The sequence below is a fragment of the Arthrobacter sp. MPF02 genome, assembly GCF_046605375.1.
Taxonomy (GTDB): Bacteria; Actinomycetota; Actinomycetes; order Actinomycetales; family Micrococcaceae; genus Arthrobacter.
In genome coordinates this window covers 3,262,880-3,288,738 of record NZ_CP176772.1, presented here as the reverse complement: position 1 = coordinate 3,288,738, position 25,859 = coordinate 3,262,880, and the positions used below count along the sequence as shown (strand labels likewise).

General features: G+C 63.4%; 23 protein-coding genes. 11 read left to right on the top strand and 12 right to left on the bottom strand.

Translation table 11 applies throughout. The features are described from left to right. Positions 1–3 precede the first annotated feature (3 nt). From ACLH0K_RS15620 to catA, 3 genes are all read right to left on the bottom strand, one after another. On the bottom strand, positions 4–1,296 hold the full coding sequence (locus ACLH0K_RS15620) for a threonine/serine exporter family protein (protein WP_411374456.1): 1,293 nt from the start codon (positions 1,294–1,296) through the stop codon (positions 4–6). A 200-nt stretch (positions 1,297–1,496) separates the two neighbouring features. After that, positions 1,497–2,795 carry a benzoate/H(+) symporter BenE family transporter gene (locus ACLH0K_RS15615; RefSeq protein WP_411374455.1) on the bottom strand — a complete coding sequence of 433 codons (1,299 nt, stop codon included), beginning with the start codon at positions 2,793–2,795 and terminating at the stop codon, positions 1,497–1,499. A gap of 110 nt (positions 2,796–2,905) precedes the next feature. Continuing rightward, positions 2,906–3,790, bottom strand: a complete 885-nt coding sequence (catA, locus tag ACLH0K_RS15610; protein ID WP_411374454.1) for a catechol 1,2-dioxygenase — start codon at positions 3,788–3,790, stop codon at positions 2,906–2,908. Between the two features lie 331 nt (positions 3,791–4,121). Between catA and benA the strand changes: the two genes are divergently transcribed. The 5 genes from benA (at position 4,122) to ACLH0K_RS15585 (ending at position 11,488) form a co-directional block, all read left to right on the top strand. Then, on the top strand, positions 4,122–5,504 hold the full coding sequence (benA, locus tag ACLH0K_RS15605; RefSeq protein WP_411374453.1) for a benzoate 1,2-dioxygenase large subunit: 1,383 nt from the start codon (positions 4,122–4,124) through the stop codon (positions 5,502–5,504). A gap of 32 nt (positions 5,505–5,536) precedes the next feature. Continuing rightward, complete coding sequence (benB, locus tag ACLH0K_RS15600) at positions 5,537–6,073, top strand: benzoate 1,2-dioxygenase small subunit (RefSeq protein ID WP_411374452.1); 537 nt, start codon at positions 5,537–5,539, stop codon at positions 6,071–6,073. A 125-nt stretch (positions 6,074–6,198) separates the two neighbouring features. Next, positions 6,199–7,770, top strand: coding sequence for a benzoate 1,2-dioxygenase electron transfer component BenC (benC, locus tag ACLH0K_RS15595; protein WP_411374451.1), 1,572 nt, complete (start codon positions 6,199–6,201; stop codon positions 7,768–7,770). 62 nt (positions 7,771–7,832) lie between these two features. Next, a complete protein-coding gene (locus tag ACLH0K_RS15590) occupies positions 7,833–8,597 on the top strand; it encodes a 1,6-dihydroxycyclohexa-2,4-diene-1-carboxylate dehydrogenase (RefSeq protein WP_411374450.1) in 765 nt (254 codons plus the stop codon). Positions 8,598–8,653: 56 nt separating this feature from the next. Then, positions 8,654–11,488: an ATP-binding protein gene (locus ACLH0K_RS15585; protein ID WP_411374449.1), complete on the top strand. Its 2,835-nt coding sequence runs from the start codon at positions 8,654–8,656 to the stop codon at positions 11,486–11,488. A gap of 21 nt (positions 11,489–11,509) precedes the next feature. On the opposite strand, the gene catC is transcribed toward ACLH0K_RS15585, so the two are convergent. The 4 genes from catC to ACLH0K_RS15565 all read right to left on the bottom strand — a co-directional run bounded on the left by catC (position 11,510) and on the right by ACLH0K_RS15565 (position 15,373). Then, entirely contained in the window at positions 11,510–11,770 is a 261-nt protein-coding gene (catC, locus tag ACLH0K_RS15580; RefSeq protein ID WP_411376497.1) for a muconolactone Delta-isomerase, read from the bottom strand. A 45-nt stretch (positions 11,771–11,815) separates the two neighbouring features. Beyond that, positions 11,816–12,919 carry a mandelate racemase/muconate lactonizing enzyme family protein gene (locus ACLH0K_RS15575; protein WP_411374448.1) on the bottom strand — a complete coding sequence of 368 codons (1,104 nt, stop codon included), beginning with the start codon at positions 12,917–12,919 and terminating at the stop codon, positions 11,816–11,818. Continuing rightward, positions 12,916–13,860, bottom strand: coding sequence for a LysR substrate-binding domain-containing protein (locus ACLH0K_RS15570; RefSeq protein ID WP_411376496.1), 945 nt, complete (start codon positions 13,858–13,860; stop codon positions 12,916–12,918). Before ACLH0K_RS15570 ends, ACLH0K_RS15575 begins: the two co-directional genes overlap by 4 nt. A 127-nt stretch (positions 13,861–13,987) precedes the next feature. Then, complete coding sequence (locus ACLH0K_RS15565) at positions 13,988–15,373, bottom strand: MFS transporter (protein ID WP_411374447.1); 1,386 nt, start codon at positions 15,371–15,373, stop codon at positions 13,988–13,990. Between the two features lie 317 nt (positions 15,374–15,690). Here ACLH0K_RS15565 and ACLH0K_RS15560 point away from each other — a divergent pair, with 317 nt between their 5' ends. The 6 genes from ACLH0K_RS15560 (at position 15,691) to ACLH0K_RS15535 (ending at position 21,966) form a co-directional block, all read left to right on the top strand. After that, entirely contained in the window at positions 15,691–16,389 is a 699-nt protein-coding gene (locus tag ACLH0K_RS15560) for a maleylpyruvate isomerase family mycothiol-dependent enzyme (RefSeq protein WP_411374446.1), read from the top strand. Between the two features lie 222 nt (positions 16,390–16,611). Next, positions 16,612–17,430 carry an alpha/beta fold hydrolase gene (locus ACLH0K_RS15555; RefSeq protein ID WP_411374445.1) on the top strand — a complete coding sequence of 273 codons (819 nt, stop codon included), beginning with the start codon at positions 16,612–16,614 and terminating at the stop codon, positions 17,428–17,430. A 91-nt stretch (positions 17,431–17,521) separates the two neighbouring features. Further along, positions 17,522–18,754: a thiolase family protein gene (locus ACLH0K_RS15550; protein WP_411374444.1), complete on the top strand. Its 1,233-nt coding sequence runs from the start codon at positions 17,522–17,524 to the stop codon at positions 18,752–18,754. Continuing rightward, complete coding sequence (locus tag ACLH0K_RS15545; RefSeq protein ID WP_411374443.1) at positions 18,754–19,437, top strand: 3-oxoacid CoA-transferase subunit A; 684 nt, start codon at positions 18,754–18,756, stop codon at positions 19,435–19,437. Before ACLH0K_RS15550 ends, ACLH0K_RS15545 begins: the two co-directional genes overlap by 1 nt. 1 nt (position 19,438) lies before the next feature. Continuing rightward, complete coding sequence (locus ACLH0K_RS15540; RefSeq protein WP_411374442.1) at positions 19,439–20,113, top strand: 3-oxoacid CoA-transferase subunit B; 675 nt, start codon at positions 19,439–19,441, stop codon at positions 20,111–20,113. 1,418 nt (positions 20,114–21,531) lie between these two features. Then, entirely contained in the window at positions 21,532–21,966 is a 435-nt protein-coding gene (locus ACLH0K_RS15535) for an acyl-CoA thioesterase (RefSeq protein ID WP_411374441.1), read from the top strand. Positions 21,967–22,305: 339 nt separating this feature from the next. Here the strand turns inward: ACLH0K_RS15535 and ACLH0K_RS15530 are convergent, their stop codons facing one another. Genes ACLH0K_RS15530 through ACLH0K_RS15510 form a run of 5 tightly spaced genes read right to left on the bottom strand, consistent with a single transcriptional unit; the run spans position 22,306 to position 25,786 of the window. After that, positions 22,306–22,647: a DUF202 domain-containing protein gene (locus ACLH0K_RS15530; RefSeq protein WP_411374440.1), complete on the bottom strand. Its 342-nt coding sequence runs from the start codon at positions 22,645–22,647 to the stop codon at positions 22,306–22,308. Between the two features lie 4 nt (positions 22,648–22,651). After that, positions 22,652–23,071: a YidH family protein gene (locus ACLH0K_RS15525; RefSeq protein ID WP_411374439.1), complete on the bottom strand. Its 420-nt coding sequence runs from the start codon at positions 23,069–23,071 to the stop codon at positions 22,652–22,654. Beyond that, on the bottom strand, positions 23,062–23,814 hold the full coding sequence (locus tag ACLH0K_RS15520; RefSeq protein ID WP_411374438.1) for a maleylpyruvate isomerase family mycothiol-dependent enzyme: 753 nt from the start codon (positions 23,812–23,814) through the stop codon (positions 23,062–23,064). Before ACLH0K_RS15520 ends, ACLH0K_RS15525 begins: the two co-directional genes overlap by 10 nt. Further along, positions 23,814–24,656 carry a fumarylacetoacetate hydrolase family protein gene (locus tag ACLH0K_RS15515; protein WP_411374437.1) on the bottom strand — a complete coding sequence of 281 codons (843 nt, stop codon included), beginning with the start codon at positions 24,654–24,656 and terminating at the stop codon, positions 23,814–23,816. Before ACLH0K_RS15515 ends, ACLH0K_RS15520 begins: the two co-directional genes overlap by 1 nt. Then, positions 24,656–25,786: a cupin domain-containing protein gene (locus ACLH0K_RS15510; protein ID WP_411374436.1), complete on the bottom strand. Its 1,131-nt coding sequence runs from the start codon at positions 25,784–25,786 to the stop codon at positions 24,656–24,658. The genes ACLH0K_RS15515 and ACLH0K_RS15510 overlap by 1 nt, the downstream gene beginning before the upstream one ends. Positions 25,787–25,859 lie beyond the last annotated feature (73 nt).

Genomic DNA, 25,859 nt, shown 5'->3' with positions numbered 1-25,859 from the left:
CCGCTACGTGCCCGTGTTCTCGCGCCGCTTATAGAGCGGGAGGAACGCGCGGTTGGCGACGCCGCGCAGCGCGCCCCATGTGACAAGCCCGCAGTACTCGCCGAAAGAGATCCCGGCAGCGAGGGCAAGCGCCATAGCCGCGGCGGTCACGAGCGAGCCCTCACTTTGGGGTGCGAGTCCTCCAAGCTCGAGCAAACCTTGGTACAGCTGCACGCCGGGGAGCATGGGCAAGATGGCGCATGTGGCAATTGCGGTCGTGGGAAGCCGGAATCGGTTGGAGACGGAGACTGCGAATAGGCCTGCGACAAAGGCAGCTGCAGCTGCGGCCCAGACCGGCCCTTCAAACGTAGTCAGGAACGAGAAAACTGCATAAGCCAGGGCTGCGAGGACGGCCGTTGGGGCGAATGCGAGTGGAGGTGTCTGGCACGCGATTCCGAAACCGAGCGCCACGAGAGCTGCCGCGAAGAGAATTACAGGCAGGGGGAAACTGCCGAGTTGGACGCCCTGCGTAACGGAGAGCTGCACACCGGCCGCATGTATCGCCAGGAGGCCAAGCTGAACGCCAGCGACGAGGCCAGCAGTGTTGGCAAGTGCTTCGAAGATGCGGCCGGACGCGTTGACGTACCAACCGGTGATCGCATCCTGGACCGCACCTGTGGAAGTCATGCCCGCGAGGGCGATAAGAATTACGGCCACCACGATGATGGCCGGAGAGCTGACGGGTGCCAGCCACTGGACCAAGGCTGCTATCACTACGGCGAGGACGCCAACCACGGCTTGGATGAAGAAGGAGGGCCAACCGCGCCGGCCCAAAAAACCGAACAGCCAGTCGACGACCAGATTTGCAACGAATGCCGCAGCGGCCGCTACCACTCCGCCTCCAAACAAGACGGCTGCCATGCCGCCGGCGGCTCCGGTCGCCAGCCGAATGGCCCACCACGGGTACCGCCCCTTCCGCTCCTGTAAACGATGAAGGGTAGCCATGAGGGTACCAGGGCCGATGCGGCCTGCGGCGGCACGTTCCACAAGCTCCATAACTCCGGCCAGGCGCCCATAATCGAACACCCGGCGTGGGACCGCCCGGACTGCTACCAGTGTCCGTTCCTGTGCGTCTGTCCAGTAGGAGATTACATCGGAGTAGGACACGGACACGGACACCGGGTTGAGGCCGCCAGCGGCAGCAACGCGGGATGCCGCGTCCGAGGCATCAGCTGCAGCGGCTCCGTTGGCCAACAACGCTGCGGCCGTCGCGACCGTCGCGTTTAGAACAGATTCAGGGCTTGAGCTGTTTGCCATCCGGTTCACGGACGGGGTCGCGGCTTTGCTATACGGGGCATGGATCATTTCTATGGGACAGGGCGGTCCCCCGCAACCTGCATTCGAATGGTGCGGGTTGGAAGCCACCTCCGCGGCTGTCCCCGGACCAGGGTGAGGTATGAAGGGGACCTGCGAGGTAGGGGAGGGGTTCTGGGCGGTATTCGTGCCGCTAGCGGGGTTCACGGGTGGTCCACGGGTTCTTGGCGTCGGGGTTCGGAATAGTCTGCCCGCTCCAGCAACCGGGAGATGGTGCAACCGACCATCAGGCCCCAAATGGCGGCGTGAATGTTGAAGAGATCGATGCCGGACAGGGTCACCACGAACGTCACCAGGGACCCTAGGGTGTAAGTGGTAGCGAAGGCTGTTACAAACGCGTGCTGCAGGGCCCGCAGCATCGCGATGCCGCCCAGGGTGAGGACAAACTCCGTTGGGGTTGCAACCATCAGCCGGGTGAGGGTCGGAGCCAGCGCAGCGCAGGCCAGGGCAAGGACACCGTACGCCACGGCGGCCGTGTACTGCCGCTCCCGGCTTCCTGAGGATGTCAATAACGCGTTGGTTGGTCCTGTCACGCAGGCCGAAACGGCACCGAATGCGGCATTGAGCAGTGAAAATGCGCCTGAAGCAATAGCAAATACGTTGACTGGCGGCCGGTGGTTGGCAGCGCGCAGAACGGCGGTGCCTTGGCCGTTCTGCACGAACAGCACTGTGAGCGCCAGGGGAACCATAAGTTCGAGCTGGGCCGCCCACGTGAACTCGGGAGCGGTGAATACCGGGGCAGCCAGGAAGGGCCCGGCTTCGCCGGGCGTGAATTGTCCACTGACCGCCACGGCGAAGCATCCTGCGAGAACAGTGCCGAGTATAGGCGGCAGGACTCTCCCGAGCGCAGGCACGGCAGAGAGGACCACGAATGCGGCGACCATAGGACCGGCTATACCGGGGTTTGCTTGGGTTGAGACCACGATGTCGGTGCCGAACCTTAAGAACACTGCGGCAACCATCGCCATGACGATGGGCATGGGGACCACGTCCATAATCCGGCGGATTACACCTGTGACGCCCAGCGCGAGGATGAGCGCACCTGAAGTGAAGAACGCTCCCACCACTTCCGGGAAGGACAGGTGTTCAAGAGACGGGCCCAGAAGCACTGTGCCCGGTATGGACCAGGCGAAGCCCAAGGGCTGGCGGTAGAGGAGCGACATGATGACGGTGGCCGCGCCGCCCGAGAAAAGGATGCCAAATACCCAGGACGCTAGTTGCCCCTGGGTGAGTCCTGCCACCGTGCCGATGGCCAGTGTGACCGCTATTGGGCCGGATGCGGTGAAGATGAAACCGATTAGCCCGTTGGAAAGGTAGGGTCGGCCCACGTCGCGGAGGACCTGGCGGGCCCCTGCCGGCCGAAGCGCCGGGCGCTCCAACAGAGGCTGTGGCGCTTGCGCTGCACCGGTTGCCGCGGGCGGTTTCTGAGGGAATTGACGCATTCTGGCTCCTGGCGGGTGTCGGCGAATACGGCAGACGCCCCGGGGCTTTGCATCCCCGGAGCGCCTTAGGTACAGCGGCCGTAGCCGCTACCGGTAAGAAGCGGTGCCTGCTACGTGTGCTGGCCTTCCTTGGCGAGGACGTAGTCATAGACAGCTTCTTCGCCAGCCCCGGCGTCCGTGCGTGGTCGGGGGTTGAGCATCAGTTCGGGCTTGACGGCCGATGCGATGTCGTCCTCGTTGTGCGGGTCGCCCGGGAAATAGAGCTGCTGGGTAACCGGCTGGTACCCGGGCGCGGAAACCTTGATGTGGATGTGGGCCGGACGCCAGGCGTGCCAGCCGGCGGCCTCGATAAGCTGGCCGCAGGCCCCGTCTGTGGGGATCTGGTACGGGGCCGGGCGCATCGTGTTGATTTCGAAACGGCCGTCATCGTCAGCCTTGACGGTGGCACGGAAAAGCCATTCGGGCAGGCCCGGGGCGTACTGGGAGTAAAAACCAGCGGCGTCAGCATGCCAGATCTCTATTTGCGCATTCTGGATCGGGTTGCCTTCCGTGTCCGTGAAACGGCCCGTGAAGCGCAGCGGGGTGCCTTCCTCATCGTCGCGCATATGAACGGTGGCCGGAGTTGCCAGTTCCGGTGACCCGGGTACGTAGTAGGGGCCCTCGATGGTGCCCTTGGTTCCGGGGCGTTCCTGGGAATTGACGTCCTCTACGGTGTGCTCGAGCCACACGTCGAGGAACAATGGCCACTCTCCGTCCGTGCCCACCTTGATCAGCCAGGCCTTGAGCGCGTTGTACTCCTCATACGTGACCTGATGCTCGACGACGATGTCGTTGGCGGCCTTAATTAACGCCCCCGCCAGGAGGCTCACCCTTTCCTTCGGCACATCCAGCCGCGCAAGCTTGCCGGACGCGGTAAAGCGCTCGGTCGCCTTCGAGCCGGCCTCAACGGCGCTTCCCTCGTTCTCTTTACGGGTATCCGCTTGGGTTTCAGTCATGGCTGTGGCCACCTTCCTTGTTGAACAGGGAACAGGAAGAAATCCTGTACCCGCCGCGAAACGCCGGGACAGGCTGAACCTGGAGAGACGCGGCATCGCGTGATGTCCGTTTCAGCGTAGGCCGGAAGATAAGGACGCCACAAATATCGATTCTGCCGTTTTTCAGTCATTATCTGTACATAAATACACCCTTGGTTGACCCTAGGTGTTTGCCTGATGTGAGGACAGTCACCGAGCGGCAAGAATTGGCTGACAACGTCCGCAGGGCACTGCCGCCCGGCACCGGACCTCCCGCCCATCCGTCCAGCAATCTCCAATGGAGGAGCACGCCATGACCGAGAACCTGATCCACGCCCGCGAGGTCCTTGCCGACGCAGTGATCGACGACCGTGAGAACGGCGTCATCCGCGCAAAGCGCGAGATTTTCACCGACGAAGACATCTTTGAGCTGGAGATGAAGCACATCTTCGAGGGCAACTGGGTGTACCTGGCCCACGAGTCGCAGATCCCCAACGTGGGCGATTACTTCACCACATACATCGGCCGGACTCCCGTAGTGATCACACGCGACAAGGACGAGAAGCTGAACTGCATTGTGAACGCCTGTTCGCACCGCGGCGCAATGCTGTGCCGCCGCAAGACGGACAACCGCACCACCTTCACCTGCCCGTTCCACGGCTGGACGTTCAAGAACTCCGGCGAGCTGCTGAAGGTGAAGGATTCCCGGAACGCCGGCTACCCGGAGACCTTCAACAAGGAAGGCTCGCACGACCTCACCAAGGTCGCCCGCTTCGAGTCCTACCGCGGCTTCCTGTTCGGCTCTCTGAAGGCCGATGTGCTCCCGCTCGAGGAGCACCTGGGCGACGCCACCAAGGTGATCGACTCCATCGTTGACCAGTCACCTGAAGGCTTGGAGGTGCTGCGCGGTTCCTCCACCTACACCTATGACGGCAACTGGAAGGTCCAGGCCGAGAATGGCGCGGACGGCTACCACGTGACAGCCGTGCACTGGAACTACGCGGCCACCACGGCCCGCCGCAGCGCCGGTGACTCCGCGAACAAGACCAAGGCCATGGACGCCGGCAAGTGGGGCAAGGTCAAGGGCGGCTTTTACTCCTACGACCACGGACACCTGCTCCTGTGGCAGGAATGGACCAACCCCGAGGACCGCCCGCTCTGGGACCGCCGCGACGAACTGGTCCAGAAGTACGGCGAGGAGATGGCCAACTTCATGATCAACATCTCGCGCAACCTATGCCTGTACCCGAACGTCTACATCATGGACCAGTTCTCCTCCCAGATCCGCCACTTCCGTCCAATCTCCGCCGACCAGACCGAGGTGACGATTTACTGCATCGCGCCCAAGGGAGAGTCCCAGGAGAACCGGTCCAAGCGCATCCGCCAGTACGAGGACTTCTTCAACGCCACGGGCATGGCTACTCCCGACGATCTGGAGGAGTTCCGGTCCTGCAACAAGACCTATTGGGCCACCGCCGCACCCTGGAACGACATGACCCGGGGTTCCACCCATGAGATTGCCGGCCCCGACGAGCAGGCCAAGGCGTTGGGCATGAACAAGGTAATCGCTTCCGGTGTGCGTACAGAGGACGAGGGCCTCTACCCGATCCAGCACGGGTACTGGAAGGAAGTCATGGACCGGGCCCTGGCGGAGGAGGAGCGCTCCGCTCTAAGTGCCGTTCCCGTCACCGCCTGATCAAGACCACTGCCGAGAAAGAGCGCAGAACCATGACTATCCTGACCCAATCCACTGCGGCACTGAAGACCGCCGAGGAGATCGCAACACTCGAAACCGTACGGGCCTTCCTGTACAAGGAGGCCCGGCTGCTGGATGACCGCCAGTTCGACGAGTGGCTTGAGTGCTACCACCCGGACTCCGAATTCTGGATGCCAGCCTGGGACGTCGATGACAGGCTTACCCAGGACCCGCAGAACGAGATTTCCCTTATCTATTACGACAACCGCGGCGGCATCGAGGATCGCGTTTTCCGAATCAAGACGGACCGGTCCTCCGCCACGTCCCTGCCGGAACCCCGCACCGGACACAACATCACGGACATCGAGGTTTTGGAGCACGACGGAGCCGAGGTGAAGGTGCGCTTCAACTGGTTCACCCTGTACTTCCGCTACAACACAACGGATACGTACTTCGGTACCAGCTACTACACGATCGATCTCTCTGGCGGGCAGCCGCTGATTCTGAAAAAGAAGGTCGTCCTGAAGAACGACTACATCCACCACGTGGTGGATGTCTACATGGTCTGACCGTCACGTGCCGGTGTCCGGTACCGCCCGGGGGCCGACCCAACCGTTTCAAAACCGGTGCCCACCGGGCACACCAGAACTTTTCCCGGGTCGCTAGGACGCGCCCACCCACTCAGGAGGAAATTATGGGCCACCAGGTAGCCCTCAGCTTCGAGGACGGTGTCACCAAAGTCATCAAAGTCGGCGACTACGAGACCGTCATGGACGCCGCGTATAAGGCACGCATCAACATTCCATCAGATTGCCGTGACGGTGCCTGCGGCACCTGCAAGGCCTTCTGCGATTCGGGTTCCTTTGACCCAGGGGACTACATTGACGACGCGATGACCGAGGAGGAGCTCGAAAAGGGGTACATGCTGACGTGCCAGGCTGTGCCGGAGTCAGACCTGGCCATCCAGATCCCTGCTACTTCCGAATCCGCCAAAACGGCCGCCACCACCTTCACTTCAACAATGAAGGAACTCAACAAACACTCGGACAGCACAGTTTCCTTCACCCTCGAGGTGCGGAACCGCGATGCGCTGGCCTTCCTTCCGGGCCAATACGTCAACCTCAAGGTCCCCGGAACCGACGCCGAGCGCTCCTATTCCTTCAGCAGCGGCCCCGAGGTCCAGGACACGTCCTTCATGGTGCGGGTGACGCCGCAAGGCGCAATGTCCGAGTACCTGCGCGACAGGGCGGCAGTGGGCGACACCATCGAATTCACTGGCCCTTACGGCTCATTCTTCCTGCGCGAGCCCAAGCGCCCGCTGCTGCTCCTGGCCGGTGGCACCGGCCTGGCCCCGCTGCTGTCGATCCTCGAGAAACTCTCGGACCACCCACCTGCCATGCCGGTCCATCTTATTTACGGGCTGACCCGTGAGGCGGATATCATCGGCCTGGACTGGCTGCGGGAGTACGAGGCGAAGCTGCCGGGCTTCACCTGGGACTATATTGCCTCCGAACCTGGCACCTCCGCCCCCCACACAGGCTATGTCACGCAAATCATCGAGCCCGCTCACCTCAACGACGGCGATGTCGACATCTACCTGTGCGGCCCGCCCCCCATGGTCAATGCTGTCTCTAAGTGGCTGGACGCCGAAGGTCTCAAGCCTGCCAACTTCTACTTCGAACGGTTCGCCCCGAAGGAGACCACCGGCGGTGATGCCGAAACGGGCGCACCAGCACCGGCGCAGAAGATCGAGACTGAGGGCGACACGATGAGCCGCGGCGAAGCCATCTCTTCACTGGAGACCGGCCGCCTGGATTTCCGCAAGGAGGACAGCTTCGCCCAACTGGACGCCCGCATGGGTCTGGAGCTTGCCGTGAGCGAACTCATGCTGGGCCGGCTCACCGAGGAGCAGCTGCGCCAGTTCCGGCGGCTGGCGGAGGCCACAACACGCTCAATCGATGGAGGGACCGTCAAGGAACCGGAGGAGTTTGCGCGCACCAATGAGGAGTTCCACGAATACCTCTTCATGATTTGTGACAACCCCATGCTGCTGGAGTCCTACCGACGGCTCGATGTCCACGCCCAGATGGCCGCGGCACTGGAAAAGGGAACCCGAATCTTCGAGCGGGTCACAAGAGACCACCTTGACATCGTCGACGCCTTCGAGCGCCAGGACAGGGCGCGCGTACGTGAGGTCATCGCCGCCCATGCACATGACGCGAAGGAAACCATGGCCGGTGCGATCGACGCTAAGGCCGCCCACTAATGGCAGCACCATATGCAGGCCAGTTCCTTACACCAGGCCGATACTCCGGCAAGGTAGCCGTAGTGACAGGAGCCGCGCAGGGCATCGGCCAGAAGGTGGCCCAACGGATCAGTGCCGAGGGCGGAGCCGTCGTCCTTGTCGACCGGGCGGAGCTCGTGCACGACGTGGCACGCGGTATCGATGAGGCCGCGCGTGCTTCCGGTTCCGGTGGCTCGGCCACGTCCGTGACCGCTGACCTTGAGACCTTCGCTGGAGCGCGGCAGGCTGTGAAGGCGGCGGTCGCCGCCCACGGGCGGGTGGACGTGCTGGTAAACAACGTCGGGGGCACCATCTGGGCCCGCCCCTACGAAGAATACGACGAAGAAAAGATCGAGAAGGAAATCCGCCGCTCGCTCTTTCCCACCCTCTGGAGTTGCCGGGCCGTGCTGCCAACAATGTTGGAGCAGGAATCGGGCACGATCGTCAACGTTTCCTCGGTGGCCACCCGCGGGCTGCACCGCGTGCCGTATGCGGCAGCGAAAGGCGGCGTCAATGCCTTGACCCAAGCGTTGGCCATGGAGGTCGCCGGGCGCGGCATCCGGGTGGTCGCGACCGCCCCGGGCGGTACCGAGGCGCCTCCCCGCCAGATCAAGCGGGGGCCGGACGCCGAATCCGACACGGAGAAGGCCTGGTACCAGGTGATCGTCGACCAGACCGTACAGTCCTCCTTTATGAAGCGCTACGGCACCCTGGACGAACAGGCGGCGCCCATCGTCTTCCTCGCGTCAGATGAAGCGTCATACCTGACCGGCAGCATTCTGCCCGTCGCTGGCGGGGACCTGGGATAGGACGCTCTTTGGATGCCCGCGCCAAGGGGCAAGCGGCCCCCGGTAGACTTGCGAGCATGACAGCGGGGTCCTCCATCCAGGGCGACATGGCGGAGGACTCGCCGCTGGTGGGCAGGATCCGGGTTTTCGAGGAACTGCTCGAAACCCTCCGCACCGTCCGCAAAGGCAACGTCGGCACAGTAGTGCTAACCGGCCCCTCGGGGTCCGGAAAGACCGCCGTGCTGAATTCCTTTTTGGAGCACTGCCAGACTGTGGCACGTGGAATCCAGGTACTGTCCGCCATGGGAGATGAGTGGGAAGCTCAGTTCGCCCTCGCTGGGTACTCCCAGCTCATGCTCACTCCGCCGCTGCGCTCGGCAAAGGCGTACGACGGCGGCCCGCACCTTCCAGCTACGCCAGTCGCTGCCCTGAGCGGGGACCAGGTCCTCAACTACGCCTCAACGCTCAGCACACACTTGGAGGGTCTCCAGTCCCATGGGAGCGTGGTTGTCGCGGTCGACGACGTCCACAAACTTGATGTGGAAAGCCTGCGCATCCTCACCTTCGTCATGCGCAGACTGCATGGTAAGCGCATCCTGTTCCTGCTGACCCTCAACCCTGCTGACGCTTCGCGCATCCCCGCCGGAGTTCTCGACTTCCTCACCGGCCACCAGGTCGTGCGCATCCCCCTGGAGCCGCTTACCCCTCAACAGGTACAGGAAGTCGCCCGGCGCCTGCTCGGCATGGACCTTAGTATCACGGCAGCTCACGGCCTGGTCCAGCACACCGGAGGCCTCCCGGAACCCATCGTGGAACTGCTGCGCGAGCTGCCGGCTGAAACCTGGCTGTCATGGTTTCCATCCCTGCCCCCGACCTCCCGGGTACGGGCCAGGGTGCGCAGCATCCTGAATACCGCATCCGCCGGGCTGGTATCGGTCGCGGAGGCCGCATCCGTGCTGGGAACAAGCGCAGGTCTGGCGGAGGTTTCCCAAGTCAGCGGGGTGGCATCCATCATGGAAGTCCTTGACGAGGGTCACCGCGCCGGGTTGCTGGAACTGTCCCTTGACCAGGCGCGTTCCTCCGTAATATTCGTGCAACCCGGATCGATGGAAGCAATCTACGAACAAATTGTTCCCAGCCGCCGCATCGCACTCCATCGACTGGCCGCTGAAGCCGTCGAACTCGAGGGCGAACGGTTGGGCCACCGGGTCTCGGCGACCCCCGTTGCGGATGAGTCCCTGGCCGTGGAGCTGGAGGCCTTCGCACGCCGACAGGCCGCGGCCGGGGTGTGGCAGGACGTTGCAACTGCCCTGTTCTCTGCGTCCCGGCTCTCGCTGGATCTCCGCTCCCGGAATGACCGGCTCCTCCGGGCCGTCGATGCCCTCGTTGGGTCCGGCAACGTCGCCCAAGCGCAGATGTGGGCTGCGGCGGTGGAAGCCCTGCCGTCCTCGCCGCTCCGTTCTTCCGTGCTGGGATATTTGTCGACGGTGTCCGGCCAAAATGACAGTGCGCAGACCCAGCTGGAAATGGCCTGGCGTACCAGCAACCCTCAACGTGAACCTGCAGCAGCCGCGCAGGTGGCCCAACGTCTTGTCCTCCACGGAGTGGCATCATGGAATGGCCCGCTGATTACCGGCTGGGCTGAGCGCGCCATGGCGCTCACGCAGCCGGGTACTCCCGCGCACATAGAGTCAGAAGCCATCTACGGGCTGGGCCTGTATGCCTGTGGCCGCATCGGAGAGGCTGAAGCATCCTACCAGCGGGCTTTTGCACATGCTGCCGAGAACGCCCAAAAGCAGCGGGTTCAGATGGGTGCGGGCTGGTTGGCGTTGCGCCTGGACAACGCGGAGTCGGCACTGGTGAACTTCGAATCCGCTGCCCCCACCGAGTACCGCGGCGGATCGCTCCGGATTTCCCTGTGGGCCGAGGCGTGGCTGGCCCGCACGCACTTCGTTCTCGGGAACTGGGATTCGGCCGCGGCCACTATCGCTCGGGCCAGCGTGCGCCTGGAGACATCACGGATGCCGCTGATACGCCCCCTGCTGTACTGGACCGCCGCTGAGCTCTGGTCCATGCGGGGCGACTGGGACCGGGCGCGCTACTACGTCTCGCAGGCGGCAGTGCAGCCGGGGACCTACCGCGCCATGCAGGTCCCGGCAAGCCTGGCGCGGGCCCGCTTCCACGAGGCAAGGGCGGATTATGAAAGCGCTTTGGCCGTGCTGCAGCCGCTCACGGAACTGGACCCGTGGACGGAAAACCGCGTGTCTTTCTGGCCGTGGCAGGATACATACGTCAACGCGCTCGTGATGACGGACCAACTCGACACTGCCGATTCCTTTCTCACGGCCTTCGAGGGCGTGCGGCGCGAGCGGGAAATTCCCTCTGATCTGGCAAGGATGGCGTGGGCGAGGGGGCGGCTGCTGGCCGCCCAGGGGGACCCCGACGCCGCCAGGGAACACTTCGAGGCCGCCCTGGGACACCTCCGCGGATTGAACCGGCCCTATCTGCGGGCCCGGATCAGCTTTGCTTTCGGACAGAGCATGCGCCGGGCCGGCAAGCGGCGGCTGGCGTCCTCCGTGCTGCGTGCGGCCCGCGACCTTTACGACTCCCTCGGGGCGGCCACCTATGTGGAACGGTGCGACAGGGAGCTCAAGGCGACCGGTCTCGACGTCGGGCACCTGCCCGACCCGGCCGACCCCGTCCTCAGTGCCGCCAGCGAGCAGAACGTCCAGCTCACGGCCCAGGAGCAGGCGGTGGCCGAGCTGGTAGCGGCAGGGGCCACCAATAAAGAGGCAGCCCGTACCCTCTTCCTGGCCGAGAAAACGGTGCAGTACCATCTGACGCGGCTCTACCGGAAGATGGGCATCCGGTCCCGCAGCGAGCTCGCTGCCGCGTTCCGGGCCAGGAACTGACCCGGAACAGCTCGGCGCTTCCTACTTCACGTCCGAGGGGTGCTTGGCCAGCGGCACCACCGAGATCTCCATGTACGGGAACAGCGGGAGGTTCTGCAGGATGTCGTGGAGTTCGTCGTTGGAATCCACATCAAAGATCGAGTAGTTGGCGTATTCACCCACCACGCGCCAGATTTCCGGCCATTTGCCTGAGCGCTGCAGCTCCTGCGAGTAGCTTTTCTCCTTGGCCTTGATCTCAGCCGTCTCGGATGCGGGCAGGTCTGCGGGCAGTTTGACGTCCATATGGACCAGGTACTTCACTGGTTTTCCTTTCGTGGAAGGGGTGGCTTAGCGGTCGCTGCGGTAGCGTTCGAGCTTTTCCTCGTTGACGCTGGTGCCCACGCCGGGGCCTTCGGGGACGCGGATGCGCCCTTCGGTGATCTGCAGCGGTTCGGCCAGCAGGTCGTCCGTCATGTCCAGGTAGTTGGATAGTTCCGCGGCGCGCTTGGCAGTGTGGGCGAACGCGGCGCCGAACACCACCGAAGCCACGGTGCCCACTTGGGTGTCGATCTGGTTGCCGATGTACACATCGATGCCCAAGCCCTCAGCCATCCCCACGATCTTGGCCGCCTCGGTAAATCCGGAGCGGGCCGTCTTGACCGCCAGCAGGTTGGCCCCGCCGTTGAGGATTTCCTTGGCGGCTTCGCCGAGGTTGGGGGCGGATTCGTCCGCGGCGATGGGGATGGGGGAGTTGGCAACCAGCCGTCGGCGGCCCAGGACTTCGCGGGCGTCGTCCGGCTCCTCGAGGAACTGCAGGCCGAGGTCCGCGGTGCGGCGCAGGACCTCCGCGGCCTCATTTGCGGACCAGCCCCGGTTGGCGTCCATATACAGTTCGGCGTCCGCGCCGAGGCCCTCGCGCAGCACGCGGGCCGCCTCGATGTCCAGGTGGAGGGGGCGCCGGCCGGTCTTGAGCTTGAAGGTGTTGATGCCGTAGGTTTCGCGGAACTCCAGTGCCAGGTCGAGCAGTTCCCGGGCGGGTTTGAAGCCGAGCATGTGGGAGACCCGCAGCGAGTCGGTGTAGCCGCCCAGCAACTTGGTCACCGGCTGCCCCAGCGTCTTGCCGATGACGTCCCACAGGGCGATATCCACGGCACCCTTTGCGGTCTGGTTGTGGACGGTGCGGTAGAGGATCTCCTGGATCTTCTCCCGGTCAAAAATGTCGACGCCGATCAGTTGCGGAGCGAACACGTCCTGCACCACCGCGACGATGGACTTTTGCGTCTCGCCATAGGTGTACGGGCGCGGCGGGGTGTCTGCGAGGCCCACAACGCCGTCGTCCGTGCGGAGGCGAACCAGCACGTGGTCAGCCTCGTGGACGGATCCGGAGGCGAAATGCAGCGGGTGGCGGTAGGGGATCGAGTAAGGGATAGCCTCAATGGCTGTAATTTTCATGGCTGGGAAAGCCTTTCATCAGTGGGAAACGACACGTGGCCGGGCAGTGGCGCGGGCGTCGATGGTCCCGACGTGGCGGCCGCCACGACATCAAGGAAGTTCTGCAGCAGGGTTGAATGGTTTCCGTGCAGCCAGGCGACAGCGAGCTCCACAGGTGGGACGTTTTCAATCTCCCGGTAGGTGACGCCATCGAGCTGAAACGCCCGCACCCGGGACGGCATGATCGCAACGCCGCCCCCTGCCGCGACGAATGCCAGCATCGTGGAGGTCTCACCTACCACTTGGGTGATGCGGGGTTGGAATCCTGCCTTGCGGCATAGGTCCGACGTGATGCGGTAGAGCACGGACTCGGGCGCATAGGCAATGAAATCCTGATCCTGCAGTTCATGCATCGCCACAGTCCTGTCTTCTGCCAGGGCGCTAAACGAAGGCACCGCGAGGACGAGCGGCTCTTGTGCCACAACCCGGTAGTCGATCTCCTGGGAAGCAACCGGAGGTCGCAGCAGAGCTGCGTCCAGGGTTCCGTCGCGCAGCCCTGCCTCCATGGAGGGCGTGAGCATTTCGCCGTGAAGGACAAGAGACAGGCCCGGGAGGATCTCATGGGCAAGGCGAGCGATCTGAGGCATGACACCGTAGGTTGCTGACCCCGAGAAGCCCACTCGGAGGACACCGGTGGCACCCTTGCCTACCTGGTAAACGTCCGCCTTCAGCGTCTCAATGTCATTAACAATTTGCCGTCCGCGGTCAAGCAGGAGTTGTCCTGCCGCTGTGAGGTCCACCCTGCGCGTGGTGCGGTTGAAAAGCCGTACGCCGAGCTGGTCTTCCAGCTGTCGGATCTGCTGGGAAAGGGGTGGTTGTGCCATATGCAGGCGCTTGGCCGCCCGGCCGAAATGCCGCTCCTCCGCAACCGCAATGAAGTAGCTGAGCTGCCGGATCTCCAGCATGGTTCATCCTTCTGCGCCGCCGGCCGGCCGCTGCCCTCAAATCCAGATTGATTCAAAGAATAGCCCTAAAAGGCCGCACTAGTACATTCCAATGACTCAATTGAGATGAGTGGCCCAGGTTTGGCTACTTTGGTGGGTTCGAAGCCAGGCTTGACTTCCGCCGACCTCCGGCAATTTCTTCGACTTTGTGCTCAGCTTCCTCCAGCCGGCGCTGATGGGGAACCAAGACGGTTACGACGGCGCCGACGAGGGCCACCAGGCCATAAATGTAGAAGGCCGTGGATCCGCCGATGCCCGCAGCGACCAGCCAGCCACCTATGATGGGTCCCAGCACGCCGCCGAGCCGGCCTACACTGGCGCACCACGCAACGCCGGCCGCCCGGGCATTTGTGGTGAAGTAGTTGGACTGAAAGCCATAGATCAGCACCTGGGTGCCCAGCGTTCCAACGCCTGCAATGGCGATGAAGGCAAAAAGCATCGGCAACGGAAAGTTGAAGGTCATCAGTGCCAGCGAGATGGTGGCCAGTCCGAACGTGGCGGCAATGATTCGCTGGGGATGGCCCTTGTCCGCCAGGCGGGACGCGAGCAGTCCTCCCATTACGGCGCCGAGGTTCAGCGCAAGAGGGAAGAACAGGGCGTATGTCCGCCCGTAGCCGTAGCCCTCCATGATTTTGGGCAACCATGTATTGAGTCCGTACGTCAGCAGGAGGCCGGAGAAGGACATCAGGCCCAGCAGGATGGAAGCCGCGGCAAACTGCCGGGAGAAGACCGCCGCGAAGCCGGACTTCTGCGGGGCCGCCCCAACTTCCAGGATCACCCGCTCCTCAAGGAGGGGGACGCCGGTGCGCTGCGAGGCAGCGAGGGCGTCCTGTTCCCTGCCCCGCGCCAGCAGCCAGCGCGGCGATTCGGGGAGCTTGAACCACGCAATGGGCAGGAGGATAACGAGCGGCAGGGAACCGATGATGAACAGTCCGCGCCATCCGATGCTGTCATGAAGCAGGATGCCCATGACGGAAGCGAGGACGCCGCCTGCCGGGACTCCCGAATACACGATTGCGTTGTAGAACTGCCGCTTCCCGGCGGGTGCAAACTCAGCCATGGTGGCGCCCGCGGTGGCAATGACCACGCCCAGGCCGAGCCCGGTCACGAAGCGCATGGCGCCGAAAGCAGGCACGCTTGTGGTCAGTGCTGTGACGAACATGCCGAGTGAGAACCATGCGATGCCCAGGAGCATCAATCGGCGCCGGCCGAAAAAGTCACCTATGGCACCGCAGATCAGCGAGCCCACAAGTACCCCAATGAGGGCCCAAGACCCAAGTAGGCCCGCTGTGGCTGGGTCGAACGACCCTATCTGGCCAGGGTCAGCGAGCAGCCCCGGGAGCACGGTGCCGTAAATGACCAGGTCGTAGCCGTCAAACAACAGCGCAGTGCAAATGATGAAAGCTACCCAGTTTGCGGTGCGCGCCTCTTTTCTTGGATCTTCAGCGATAACTGCGTGCGGTTGTGTCATAGTCCCCGAGTCCTCTCTGGATGAGTGCGGAGGCGCAGGTGTAAGCCATGGCCGCCTGCGCCGGGCTATCAGACTGACAGGTCTGGGATTCAGGACATATGCGGTAACTCCCCGGACTTCCGCCGGGGGGCTACTTATACTTGCATCGTCTTAGAAAAGACTATTGAGTAATAATTCGTCATAACTGCAGCATCGGCGAGAGCCGAGGCAGCATCATCCTTGCCTCCACGCGGGCTTTATCAGTCCATATGATCTCGGTATGAAAGAGAGCAGCATGACTGTGGTCCTAGCTAAGGCCCCGCGGCTAGTCTGACGTGATGATCAACCCCGCCCGCCTGCACTCGGACCTGTCCCGTCTGGGCAGGGAAACCGACATGTTCCTGGCCACCGTCGCGTCTCTGTCCGACGACGAATTGGCTGTCTCCTCGCTGTGCGAGGGGTGGACCCGCGCCGACGTCATCGCGCACGTGGCATCGAGCGGCCGCGCACTGGTGAAGCTCATTGATTGGGCTATTTCCGGTGAGGAACGCCAGCTGTACGACTCAATAGAGGCCCGCTCACAGGCCATCTCAGCACTAACAGCCTTGCCTCGGGATGAACTCCTTAGAGAACTACGGGAGTCCGCCCGGAACTTTGCGGAGCAGGCACAGCGTCTGGGCGGGGAGCTCACGGCCTTCGAAGTGCAGGTGAACGGCAAAGCCATTCCTGCCACGTCCATAGTGGCACTTCGGATTGCTGAGGTCGTAGTGCATCACCATGACCTGGACACTGCTTGGACACTGGAGGAAGCTGACCCGGACTCCCTATTAAACGCCCTGGAAGCAGTGGTGCGGTCGCTTCGAGCCGCAGACGCGCCAGGAATGACCCTGGTGACCGAAGAGCGCGATGAGTGGGTGATCGGTGACGGCAGCCTGCACGTAGCGTCCGACCGAGAGGGCTTGCTTCAGTGGCTCGCGCGCAATAACCCCGAACATGTAGAGGCAGACGGCCCAGTGCCAGCACTTCCCTCCTGGTAAGGGGCAGTGGCTCCGACATCGTCACAAACCCTGTCCGGGCCAGCTTCCCAGCCGTGAAAATCACGTAGTGCGCGATCAAAGCGACTTAGCTTTGAGGCCCCTTTCCCACGTTCATGCTCAGCGCTTCTCGGCTGAACTCCCGAATATAGTCCGGCTGCAGCAACAACGCAGAGATTTCACCTGCGCCAGTCCTAATCACCCCTTACTCGAAGGGAACCATCAGTGGCCAAACCTGCCCTGAAAGCTACACTGCTTTCACCCCAGCGACTCCTGGGTGATCGCCCCCTGCTGGTGGTGGGTTCCTCGCTGGGCACTTCCTCCATCCTTTGGGATAGAGCCGCGCCCCTGTTGGCTGGCGATTACGACGTGATGGCCTGGGACCTGCCCGGCCACGGCATCTCACCGGCAGCCACCGAAACTTTCGACGTCGCCGCCCTGGCCGATGCAGTAGTGGAACTGGTGGATTCCATCGCCCCCGGCGAAGCCTTCCACTACGCTGGTGTCTCGCTCGGCGGTGCGACCGGCCTGCAGCTGGCCATCAAACACGGTGAACGCCTCAAGAGCCTGTCCGTTCAGTGCAGCGGCGCCAAGCTCGGCACGCCCGAGGGATGGCTGGAACGCGCGGAAACAGTCCGCGGCCAGGGCACCCCCGTGATGATCCAAGGGTCGGCGCAGCGCTGGTTCGCGCCGGGCTTCATGGACCGTGAACCGGAGATCAGCAGCCGGCTCCTGCACGCCCTTCGGGACGCCGACAGGTTTAGCTACGCGTTCTGCTGCGAGGCCCTGGCCGCCTTCGATGTCCGCGCGGAACTTAGCAGCATCCGTGTCCCCACCCAGGTGATTGCCGGAGCGCTGGACGGGGTAGCCCCGCCGTCGATGGCCGGGGAAGTGGCGGCCGCCATCACCGCCGGAGGCGGCACTGCAACCGCCGTCACCCTCGAAGGCGTGGCGCACCTGGCCCCCGCCGAGGCCCCCGCCCACACCGCCGGGCTGATGCGCAGCCTTCTCTCGTGGGCCGAATCACGGGAAGCAAGCGAATGAGCGGCAGGAACATTCAAGTGTTCCGTGAACTCGACCTCGACCAACACGGTGAAACCGCACCTCGCCCCGACAGAAATATAAGGAGCACCATATGAATCAGGCTTTTGTGTACGACGCCGTGCGCACCCCGTTCGGGAAGTTCGGCTCCGGGCTCGCCGCAGTCCGCCCGGATGACCTTGCCGCGCACGTGATCAGGGAGTCCGTGAAGCGCGCCCCGGCGCTGGACCCCGGGCGGATTGATGAGGTGGTGTTCGGCAACGCCAACGGCGCCGGCGAGGAGAACCGCAACATCGCCCGGATGGGCACGCTCCTGGCCGGGCTGCCGGTGTCCATTCCCGGCACCACGGTCAACCGGCTCTGCGGGTCCTCGCTGGACGCTGCCATCATTGCTTCCCGCCAGATCAACACCGGAGACGCCGACCTGGTCCTGGTGGGCGGCGCGGAGTCGATGTCCCGTGCCCCGTGGGTGCTGCCCAAGACGGAGAAGCCCTACCCAGCCGGGGACATGACGCTGGCGTCCACCACTCTGGGCTGGCGCCTGGTGAACAAGGCCATGCCCAAGGAATGGACCATCAGCCTGGGTGAGGCGACCGAGCGGCTGCGCGAGAAGTACAAGGTAACCCGGCTGGCCCAGGACGAGTTCGCGGCAAACTCGCACAACCTGTCCGCGGCAGCATGGGATGAGGGGTTCTACGACAACCTCGTGGCTTCGGTTCCCGGCACCGACCTGGTTCGGGACGAGGGCATCCGCCCCGGTTCCACACCGGAGAAGCTCGCTGCGCTGAAGACGGTGTTCCGGAATGAGCCTGAAGGTGCTGAAGTCGGCGGTCCCAACGGCGGCGGCACGGTTACCGCCGGGAATGCTTCGCCGTTGTCCGACGGCGCCTCCGCGGCCTGGATCGGTTCCGAAAGCGCCGCAGGGCTGCTGGGGCTTGAGCCGCTGGCCCGCATTGCCGGGCGCGGCGCGCACGGCAACGACCCGCAGTACTTCGGCTTCGCGCCGGTGGAGGCGGCAAACAAGGCCCTCGCGAAGGCAGGGATTGGCTGGGACCAGGTGGCCGCCGTCGAACTTAACGAGGCCTTCGCCGCCCAGTCCCTGGCCTGCATCAGCGCTTGGGGCATTGACCCTTCCATCGTGAACCGGCACGGCGGCGCGATCGCGATGGGCCACCCGCTCGGTGCTTCCGGCACCCGGATCCTCGGCACCCTCGCCCGGTCCCTGCAGGCCTCGGGCGAACGCTGGGGCGTCGCGGCGATCTGCATCGGCGTGGGCCAGGGACTGGCCGTCGTGCTTGAAAACGTCACTGCCAGGAAGGGCCAGTAATGATGAACTTCATTGACACTGTGGGCGAAGCGGTCGCCGGGATCAAGGACGGCTCCACGGTGATGATCGGGGGGTTCGGCAACGCCGGGCAGCCATTCGAGCTCATCGATGCGCTGCTCGAAGGCGGGGCCACGGACCTGACCGTGGTGAATAACAACGCCGGGCAGGGCGACCAGGGCCTGGCGCTGCTGATCAAGGAAGGCCGGGTGAAGAAAATGATCTGCTCCTTCCCGCGGCAGTCCGACTCCTGGCACTTCGACGCCAAATACAAGGCCGGCGAGATCGAACTGGAACTGGTGCCCCAGGGCAACCTCGCTGAGCGCATCCGCGCCGCCGGGGCCGGGATCGGCGGCTTCTTCACCCCTACCGGGTACGGCACCATGCTCGCCGAGGGCAAGGAAACCCGGATCATCGACGGCCGCGGCCAGGTCTTCGAGACCCCCATCCACGCCGACGTCGCCCTGATCAAGGCGCTCAAGGCGGACGGCAAAGGCAACCTCGTCTACCGCAAGACTGCCCGCAACTTTGGACCGATCATGGCCGCCGCGGCAAAGCACACCATCGTCCAGGTCTCCGAGATCGTTCCTACCGGGGCACTGGACCCGGAGAACATCGTCACCCCCGGAATCTACGTCAACAGCATCGTCCGCGTAACCGGCAGCACCTCAGAGAAGGCGGCCTGACATGAGCCTTGCAACAACCCTCCAGACGTCCGAGACGGCCATGGGCCGGGACGACCTGGCCCGCCTGGTGGCCCGGGACATCGCCCCCGGATCCTTCGTGAACCTCGGCATCGGCCAGCCCACCCTGGTCTCCAACTACCTCACCGAAGAACAGAACATCACCCTCCACACGGAGAACGGAATGCTCGGCATGGGCCCCGAAGCCACGGGGGAGGAGATCGACGGGGACCTGATCAACGCCGGCAAGATCCCCGTCACCGAACTCCCCGGCGCCTCCTACTTCCACCACGCCGACTCCTTCGCGATCATGCGCGGCGGGCACCTGGACATCTGCGTCCTGGGCGCCTTCCAGGTCTCCGCCACCGGCGACCTCGCCAACTGGCATACCGGGGCACCCGGGGCGATTCCCGCCGTCGGCGGTGCCATGGACCTGGCCACCGGCGCCAAGGACGTATTCGTCATGATGACCCTGCTCACCCGCGAAGGCGCATCCAAGATAGTGGAAACCTGCACCTACCCGCTCACCGGTGTGGGCTGCGTCACCCGCGTATACACGGACAAGGCTGTATTCCTCACAGGGCCTGATGGTGTCACCGTCCGCGAGACTTTCGGCTGCTCCCTCGAAGAACTCCAGGAACTCGTGCCCGTCCCGCTGAAGGCCGCGGCGGGAGTCTAAGCCCGGCCCCTAGGATTGGGTAACGATGACCGAACAAACGTAGCGGTCGCTTTCTTGCGGATGCGAACTTAGCCACGGTGATAGCTGCGGTGGCAATCGCTGCGCCGTAAGTCAAGCCCGGATAAAGCACATGATGCCGAATGGTGGACGACAAATGGCGCTGCTGACGTGGGGCTAAACCGGACACACCGCAGTCCTGACGCCGTGCCATCGCGGCGCCTGGGCACTTGAGGACGTCGGAGAGTCTCAAGGGCGAACGTCGACTGGGTGCATCGACCCTTCTATTGTTTTCCGGCACTTCGGTCGATCACAAGCGGGCAAGTATAGGCACCACGCGCCTTATTATTTATGCCGGTACGGTATGGCTGAACCCACTTAAAAGTATTGGAAAGCATACGGGCAGTGAGACTATTCTCATTTCAGTTGATCTTCGCAGTGGAATACGAAGTTCAACAACGTATGTAAAGCAGCGACAATCGGCCACATCGACGTGTCCACAGAAGGTGCGTTGAGGCGGCCCCGGCGGCGGCACAAGAATGAAGAAGCAACCATAGTGTTGCGGCCGCCTGAAAAGGTGCACATGAAAGTTTCCTCAAGCTACCCGTCCATACCAGGCTACGAGGCCGAAACTGGCCACCATGCGCCTACGAGTGGATGGTGGCGCCCGAAATCTGGCTCTCAAGAACCTCGGTATGTGAGCGAAGGTGAGATCATGCCGCCAAAACAAGGATCCCACACCGCTTGGGTACTGGTCGAACAGGTGCGCCCTTCACAGACAGACCTAGTCTTTTCCTATACCACTATTCACCTGAAGGAATTGCCGTGAAACGCAGAACTCTCGTACGCGCCCAAGGTGCTACCCGCCGAGGGGAAACATCCGACTTGCAGAATCAAACCTCTTATGAGCACACGGCGCCGCTGAGCTCAACTATTTACGTAGCTACTAAAACATCGACAGGTATTTCCCGACCCGTACAGAACAAACAGGCCCATCAGGAAACAAGCTGAACCTGTTTGCCACATGGGCCGACGCCAAGTGATGCCGGCTAAATAGTTGGCCTGATATTCGACGACAGCTGGCCATCCCTCCCGCAGCTTCCACGGCGGCGGTGGTTCACCGATAATCGACCTGCTGTCATCCCGCCCAATCCAGGACGTGCCCTTGCTACCGGGAGCTACTGTCACTTGAAGCAGTCCATGGCCGGACATGGGGAGCAGTTGGGGTAGCTCCCTGGCAGCAGTAACGGTGGATAGCCTACGATAATTATCCCCGGTTGTGGGCTGCGGCAGCCTACTTCTCGACGCTGGAAACCATACCGGCCGTTTCTCCAGCAAGTAAGGGCTCGTTGAAGAGACGCCTTTTGTACGCTCGGAGGACATAAACATCCAGTCATCTCCGCTAGAAGTAAGGTCTCATCATGGAACCCACCGATATAACCTTCCGCACCCGAAAGTGGGTGCGTCCAGAAGACCTGAACGCCAACGGCACGTTGTTCGGTGGCAGTCTCCTCAAATGGATTGACGAGGAGGCAGCAATTTATGCCATCCTCCAACTGGGCAACGGCAGGGCGGTGACAAAGTATATTTCGGAGATCAACTTCGTCAGCTCAGCCCTCCAGGGCGACCTCATCGAGATGGGTCTGACGGCAACTAAGTTTGGCCGAACTTCACTGACCATGCGAGCAGAAGTCCGAAACATGATCACTCGGCGAAGCATCCTCACCATCGAGGAGATCGTGTTCGTAAACCTGAACAGCGAGGGCAAACCCGAGCCGCACGGCTACAAAGAAATTACTTACGACCGAGACAGAATTCCCACGCACCACCTCCTAACGGAAATGCCACACGGCTAGGAAAGGCCATTGCGTGAAAACTAAATGCCGTCAACAGTTCAACGGGAGATCAGAGGGCCAGCCTAGGAAACAAGAGTGCGATATCTACTCGATGGACACTCCCCTAGGTCCGCTTTAGATACGCCGATAATCAACCCCGCACCGCAGCTCTGCGCACCATCAACACCCAACTCATTGAGGTGTACCGGACCATCCGCCACCACAACTCGATGTAGGAAGCCCAAGGCTGGGGGAGTACCGCAAAATGTCGTCCCTCTAACTCGTTGAAATGGATAGTGGACGAGGAGGGCTGCGAGACAGATCATGACGAAGCCGCTGCTGTTTAGGAAGGGCGATATTCTAGCCTGCTAGGACCACCGCGGTCCCAAGCCCGCCCAAGGTGAGGCCCGCAAAGGCCGTCCAGAGCACTGCGGAGGTATTGGCGTCAGCAGTTTCAAGCTTGATTCCGCGGGAGCTGGTCCGGTAGCGCTGGCGCCGGGTGAAATGAATGGTGCCGGCAGCGCCTGCGGAGACAGCGAACAGCAGCAGGACGGGGAAGCCGTGGTGGGAGAGCCAGCGGAGGAAGATAGCGCTGGCGGTCGCCAGCGCCAGCATGGTTCGGTCCCACGCCAGTGTGGTCCGTTCGGGCTGGAGCCCCGCGTCGCCGTGAGGCGCAGGGTCAGTACTCAGTGTACTGGTCACGGAGTCAACGCCAGAGGATAAGGACGAGGACAACGGCGGCGGCCAGTGACCCTACCCCTGCAACAAGCGGCCCAATCAGCGGCAGCGGAAGGGGGGTTTTGCTACGCATGCTCTGCTCGACGTGGATCCAGCGCACTGCGGCGCCCGCGCTCAGCAACATGCCCAGCAGAAGGAGCATCACGGCCAGGCCCTTGCGGACCGGTTCCAGGAACAGGTCTGAGGTGAAAGCCTCGATGGCGATGCCACCGGCCAAGAGCGCCAGTGAGGTGCGGATCCATGCGAGGAAGGTGCGTTCATTGGCCAGCGTGAAGCGGGGATCAGGCTCGGTGCCGCCGGGCAACAGCAGCTCCGCCATCTTTCCGCGCCGTGGCGGAGCCGGGTCTGTCGAGGATGACTGGTCACCGGACACGTCGATTAGATCCATTTAGGCGCGGCCGGAGCAATGTCGTCTGTTGTAGCGGTCCCGGTTGCATGGATGCCGTGGGAGCCTCGGCCGGCGGCCCATTCGGCTACGGCGGGCAGGGGCCCGGTGATGATCGTCGGGTTGGCGGCGCTGGTGTCGCCGAATGCCAGATCAGTACCGGTGATCTGGACGACCAGCCCGGTGTCGGTGCCGCGGGTGTGCCAGGCGCCGGTGATGTCCTTGAGCAGCCGTTCCAGGACGGGTGCGGGGATGTCACTGAAGGTGGCGCCGTTGTCCAGGTCCACGGCGTGGAGCCAGACTTCGCGGGTGCGCATCCACACGGTTTCCTCCGCCGGGACGATGCGGCCCTGCGCGGTTTCAACCCTGTGATGCCAAGCATCCGCCGGCAGGTCCCGCCATTCGACGTTCAGATGCACGGCTGAGTGGTCGAAGAGGTGCCTTAGCGCGATCGGGGCCAGGGTGGCCCCGAATTCAATTTCGTGGTTGCGGACTTCAGGTGAGGAGTACATCGGCGTTTCGACGCCGGTGGCAGCCCATTCGACGAGCCGGGCGATGGCGCGGGCGTTGTAGCCCACGTGTGCCACGATGTGCCGTCGGGTCCAGCCGGGAAGGAGGCTGTCGCCGTCGAGTTCGGCGTCGGAGAGTTCGTTGAGCTTCCGGGCAAAGAACGCGGTGCCACGTCGTGCCTGCAAGAGGTCCTCCTGCAGGCGTGGATCGGTAGCTTGGTCGTGGCGGGCTACCATCAGGCTTCCTTGACCACGCGGTTCTTCAGCTGGCCGAGTCCTTCGATGTTGGTGACGAGGACATGGCCTTCCTGCAGGTAGCGCTTGGGATCCTGGGCGTGACCGACGCCGCCGGGGGTACCGGTGGCGATCACGTCGCCCGGGTTCAGCGTGATGATCGTGGAGATGTAGGAGACCAGGAATTCCAGGGTGAACACCAGGTCGGAGGTGGGAGTGGACTGCTGGACGTCGCCGTCCACTGCAGAGGTCATCAGGGGTCCGGGGGTGAATTCGTCCTTAGTTACCAGGGCGGGGCCGAACGGGGTTGACTTCTCCCAGGTCTTGCCTTGCAGCCATTGGATGGTGCGGAACTGGTAGTCGCGCATGCTGATGTCGTTCAGGACGGCGTAGCCGGCGATGTGATCCGCGGCGTCGGCTTCGCTGATCCTGCGTCCTGCCTTGCCGATGACGACGGCGAGTTCGGCTTCCCAATCCACGGTGTCCGATTCCTGCGGCAGGGCCAAGTCATCATTGGGCCCGATCAGGGATTCGGCGTACTTGGCGAACAGGGTGGGGTACTCGGGGACTTCCCGGCCCATTTCCTTGATGTGGTTGCGGTAGTTGTGGCCGACGCAGATGATCTTGCCTGGGGAGGGCACGACGGCGGCAAGGTCCGCGCCGTCGAGGGCGTGCGTTGCGCCGTTGGCCGCCTTGGCGGTGGCTTCCCAAGCGGGGTCCTGCAGCAGGGCCCCGACGTCGGCGAACCCGGGGATTTCGGTGAGGGTTTCGCCGTCCTGGCGGACCGCCGTCGTGCTCTTGCCGTTGCCGATGCCGGTGTTCAGGCGGAGGGTGAGGAGTTTCATTACTTGGTGCGTCCTTCGATGTAGGTGCGGTTGAAGTTCAGGCGCTCAAAGATGGGGGCGTCGCTGAACCGGAACAGATCAAATTCTGTGTCGGCCTGGAGGGACCAGGCGGCCCAGGAGGGGACCACGAAGAGGTCGCCCTTGGCCAGTTGCTTTGTTTCTCCTTTGAGGACTACGGAGCCGGTGCCCTCGAAGACCTGCCAGACGCTGGACCCCACCTCGTGCAGGGCTTGCGTTGTGGCGCCGGGGCGGAGGCGGTGGAACTCGGCGCGGATGGTGGGCATGACGTCCCCGCCGGTGGTGGGGTTGGTGAACCGGACGGCGGCGTGGCCCTGGGAAACGGTGGCGGGGTGGCCTTCGTCCTCCAGCAGTAGCTGCTCGCGCAGTGCCCGGTCCGTGTATTCCCAGCGGTAGGCTGCGATGGGGGAGTTGGTGGTGTCATTCAGGCCGGAAAGCGGGCGCAGGCCGGGGTGGGCCCACAGCCGTTCGGAGCGGGAGATGTCCGGGGTGGCCTCGTCGGTGACGCGTTCGGTGCCGAACTCGAAGAACCCGGCGTCCGCGTAGTGCACGAACGGGATGTCCAGCCCGTCGATCCAGGCCATCGGCTCATCGGTGTCGTTGTGGTGGCCGTGGAAGTTCCAGCCCGGGGTGAGCAGGAAGTCCCCTCGCGACATGCGGACCGGATCGCCGTTGACCACGGTCCACACGCCCTCGCCCTCCACTACGAAGCGGAACGCGTTCTGCGAGTGGCGGTGTTCCGGGGCTGTCTCGCGTCCGCCCAGGTACTGGATGGCTGCCCAAAGTGTGGGGGTAGCATAGGGTGTGCCGGCCAGGCCCGGGTTTGCCAGGGCGATCGCGCGCCGTTCCCCGCCGCGGCCTACCGGAACCAGGTCGCCGGCGCGGGCGGCCAGCGGGTACAGGTCATCCCACCGCCACACATGCGGTACGGCCTTCGGGGAGGGGACCATCGGCATCAGGTCCCCGATCTCTGTCCACAGCGGGATCAGGTTCTCCTTATCGAAGTCCTGGTAGAGCTGCTCCAGCTGCGCAGCCTCTTCCGGGGTCGGTTCCGGAACAGTGTTCCCCGCGGCCACTGATTCATGGGTCGTGTTTTCGGCGCTGACGGACACGTGGGCCTCCTTTAGTAGGTCAGAACGGCTTTCTGGCGTTGCTTGACTCTAGGTAGGAAGGGGGTGTGATGCC

What these genes read in the sequence shown, in the direction of transcription:
- ACLH0K_RS15525 (WP_411374439.1), bottom strand. Translation starts at nt 23,071, where the DNA reads ATGGATCTAATCGACGTGTCCGGTGACCAGTCATCCTCGACAGACCCG.
- ACLH0K_RS15515 (WP_411374437.1), bottom strand. Translation starts at nt 24,656, where the DNA reads ATGAAACTCCTCACCCTCCGCCTGAACACCGGCATCGGCAACGGCAAG.
- ACLH0K_RS15535 (WP_411374441.1), top strand. Translation starts at nt 21,532, where the DNA reads ATGGAACCCACCGATATAACCTTCCGCACCCGAAAGTGGGTGCGTCCA.
- ACLH0K_RS15545 (WP_411374443.1), top strand. Translation starts at nt 18,754, where the DNA reads ATGATGAACTTCATTGACACTGTGGGCGAAGCGGTCGCCGGGATCAAG.
- ACLH0K_RS15575 (WP_411374448.1), bottom strand. Translation starts at nt 12,919, where the DNA reads ATGAAAATTACAGCCATTGAGGCTATCCCTTACTCGATCCCCTACCGC.
- ACLH0K_RS15550 (WP_411374444.1), top strand. Translation starts at nt 17,522, where the DNA reads ATGAATCAGGCTTTTGTGTACGACGCCGTGCGCACCCCGTTCGGGAAG.
- ACLH0K_RS15540 (WP_411374442.1), top strand. Translation starts at nt 19,439, where the DNA reads ATGAGCCTTGCAACAACCCTCCAGACGTCCGAGACGGCCATGGGCCGG.
- benB (WP_411374452.1), top strand. Translation starts at nt 5,537, where the DNA reads ATGACTATCCTGACCCAATCCACTGCGGCACTGAAGACCGCCGAGGAG.
- benC (WP_411374451.1), top strand. Translation starts at nt 6,199, where the DNA reads ATGGGCCACCAGGTAGCCCTCAGCTTCGAGGACGGTGTCACCAAAGTC.
- ACLH0K_RS15615 (WP_411374455.1), bottom strand. Translation starts at nt 2,795, where the DNA reads ATGCGTCAATTCCCTCAGAAACCGCCCGCGGCAACCGGTGCAGCGCAA.
- ACLH0K_RS15620 (WP_411374456.1), bottom strand. Translation starts at nt 1,296, where the DNA reads ATGGCAAACAGCTCAAGCCCTGAATCTGTTCTAAACGCGACGGTCGCG.
- catC (WP_411376497.1), bottom strand. Translation starts at nt 11,770, where the DNA reads ATGGACGTCAAACTGCCCGCAGACCTGCCCGCATCCGAGACGGCTGAG.
- ACLH0K_RS15560 (WP_411374446.1), top strand. Translation starts at nt 15,691, where the DNA reads ATGATCAACCCCGCCCGCCTGCACTCGGACCTGTCCCGTCTGGGCAGG.
- catA (WP_411374454.1), bottom strand. Translation starts at nt 3,790, where the DNA reads ATGACTGAAACCCAAGCGGATACCCGTAAAGAGAACGAGGGAAGCGCC.
- ACLH0K_RS15565 (WP_411374447.1), bottom strand. Translation starts at nt 15,373, where the DNA reads ATGACACAACCGCACGCAGTTATCGCTGAAGATCCAAGAAAAGAGGCG.
- ACLH0K_RS15585 (WP_411374449.1), top strand. Translation starts at nt 8,654, where the DNA reads ATGACAGCGGGGTCCTCCATCCAGGGCGACATGGCGGAGGACTCGCCG.
- benA (WP_411374453.1), top strand. Translation starts at nt 4,122, where the DNA reads ATGACCGAGAACCTGATCCACGCCCGCGAGGTCCTTGCCGACGCAGTG.
- ACLH0K_RS15520 (WP_411374438.1), bottom strand. Translation starts at nt 23,814, where the DNA reads ATGGTAGCCCGCCACGACCAAGCTACCGATCCACGCCTGCAGGAGGAC.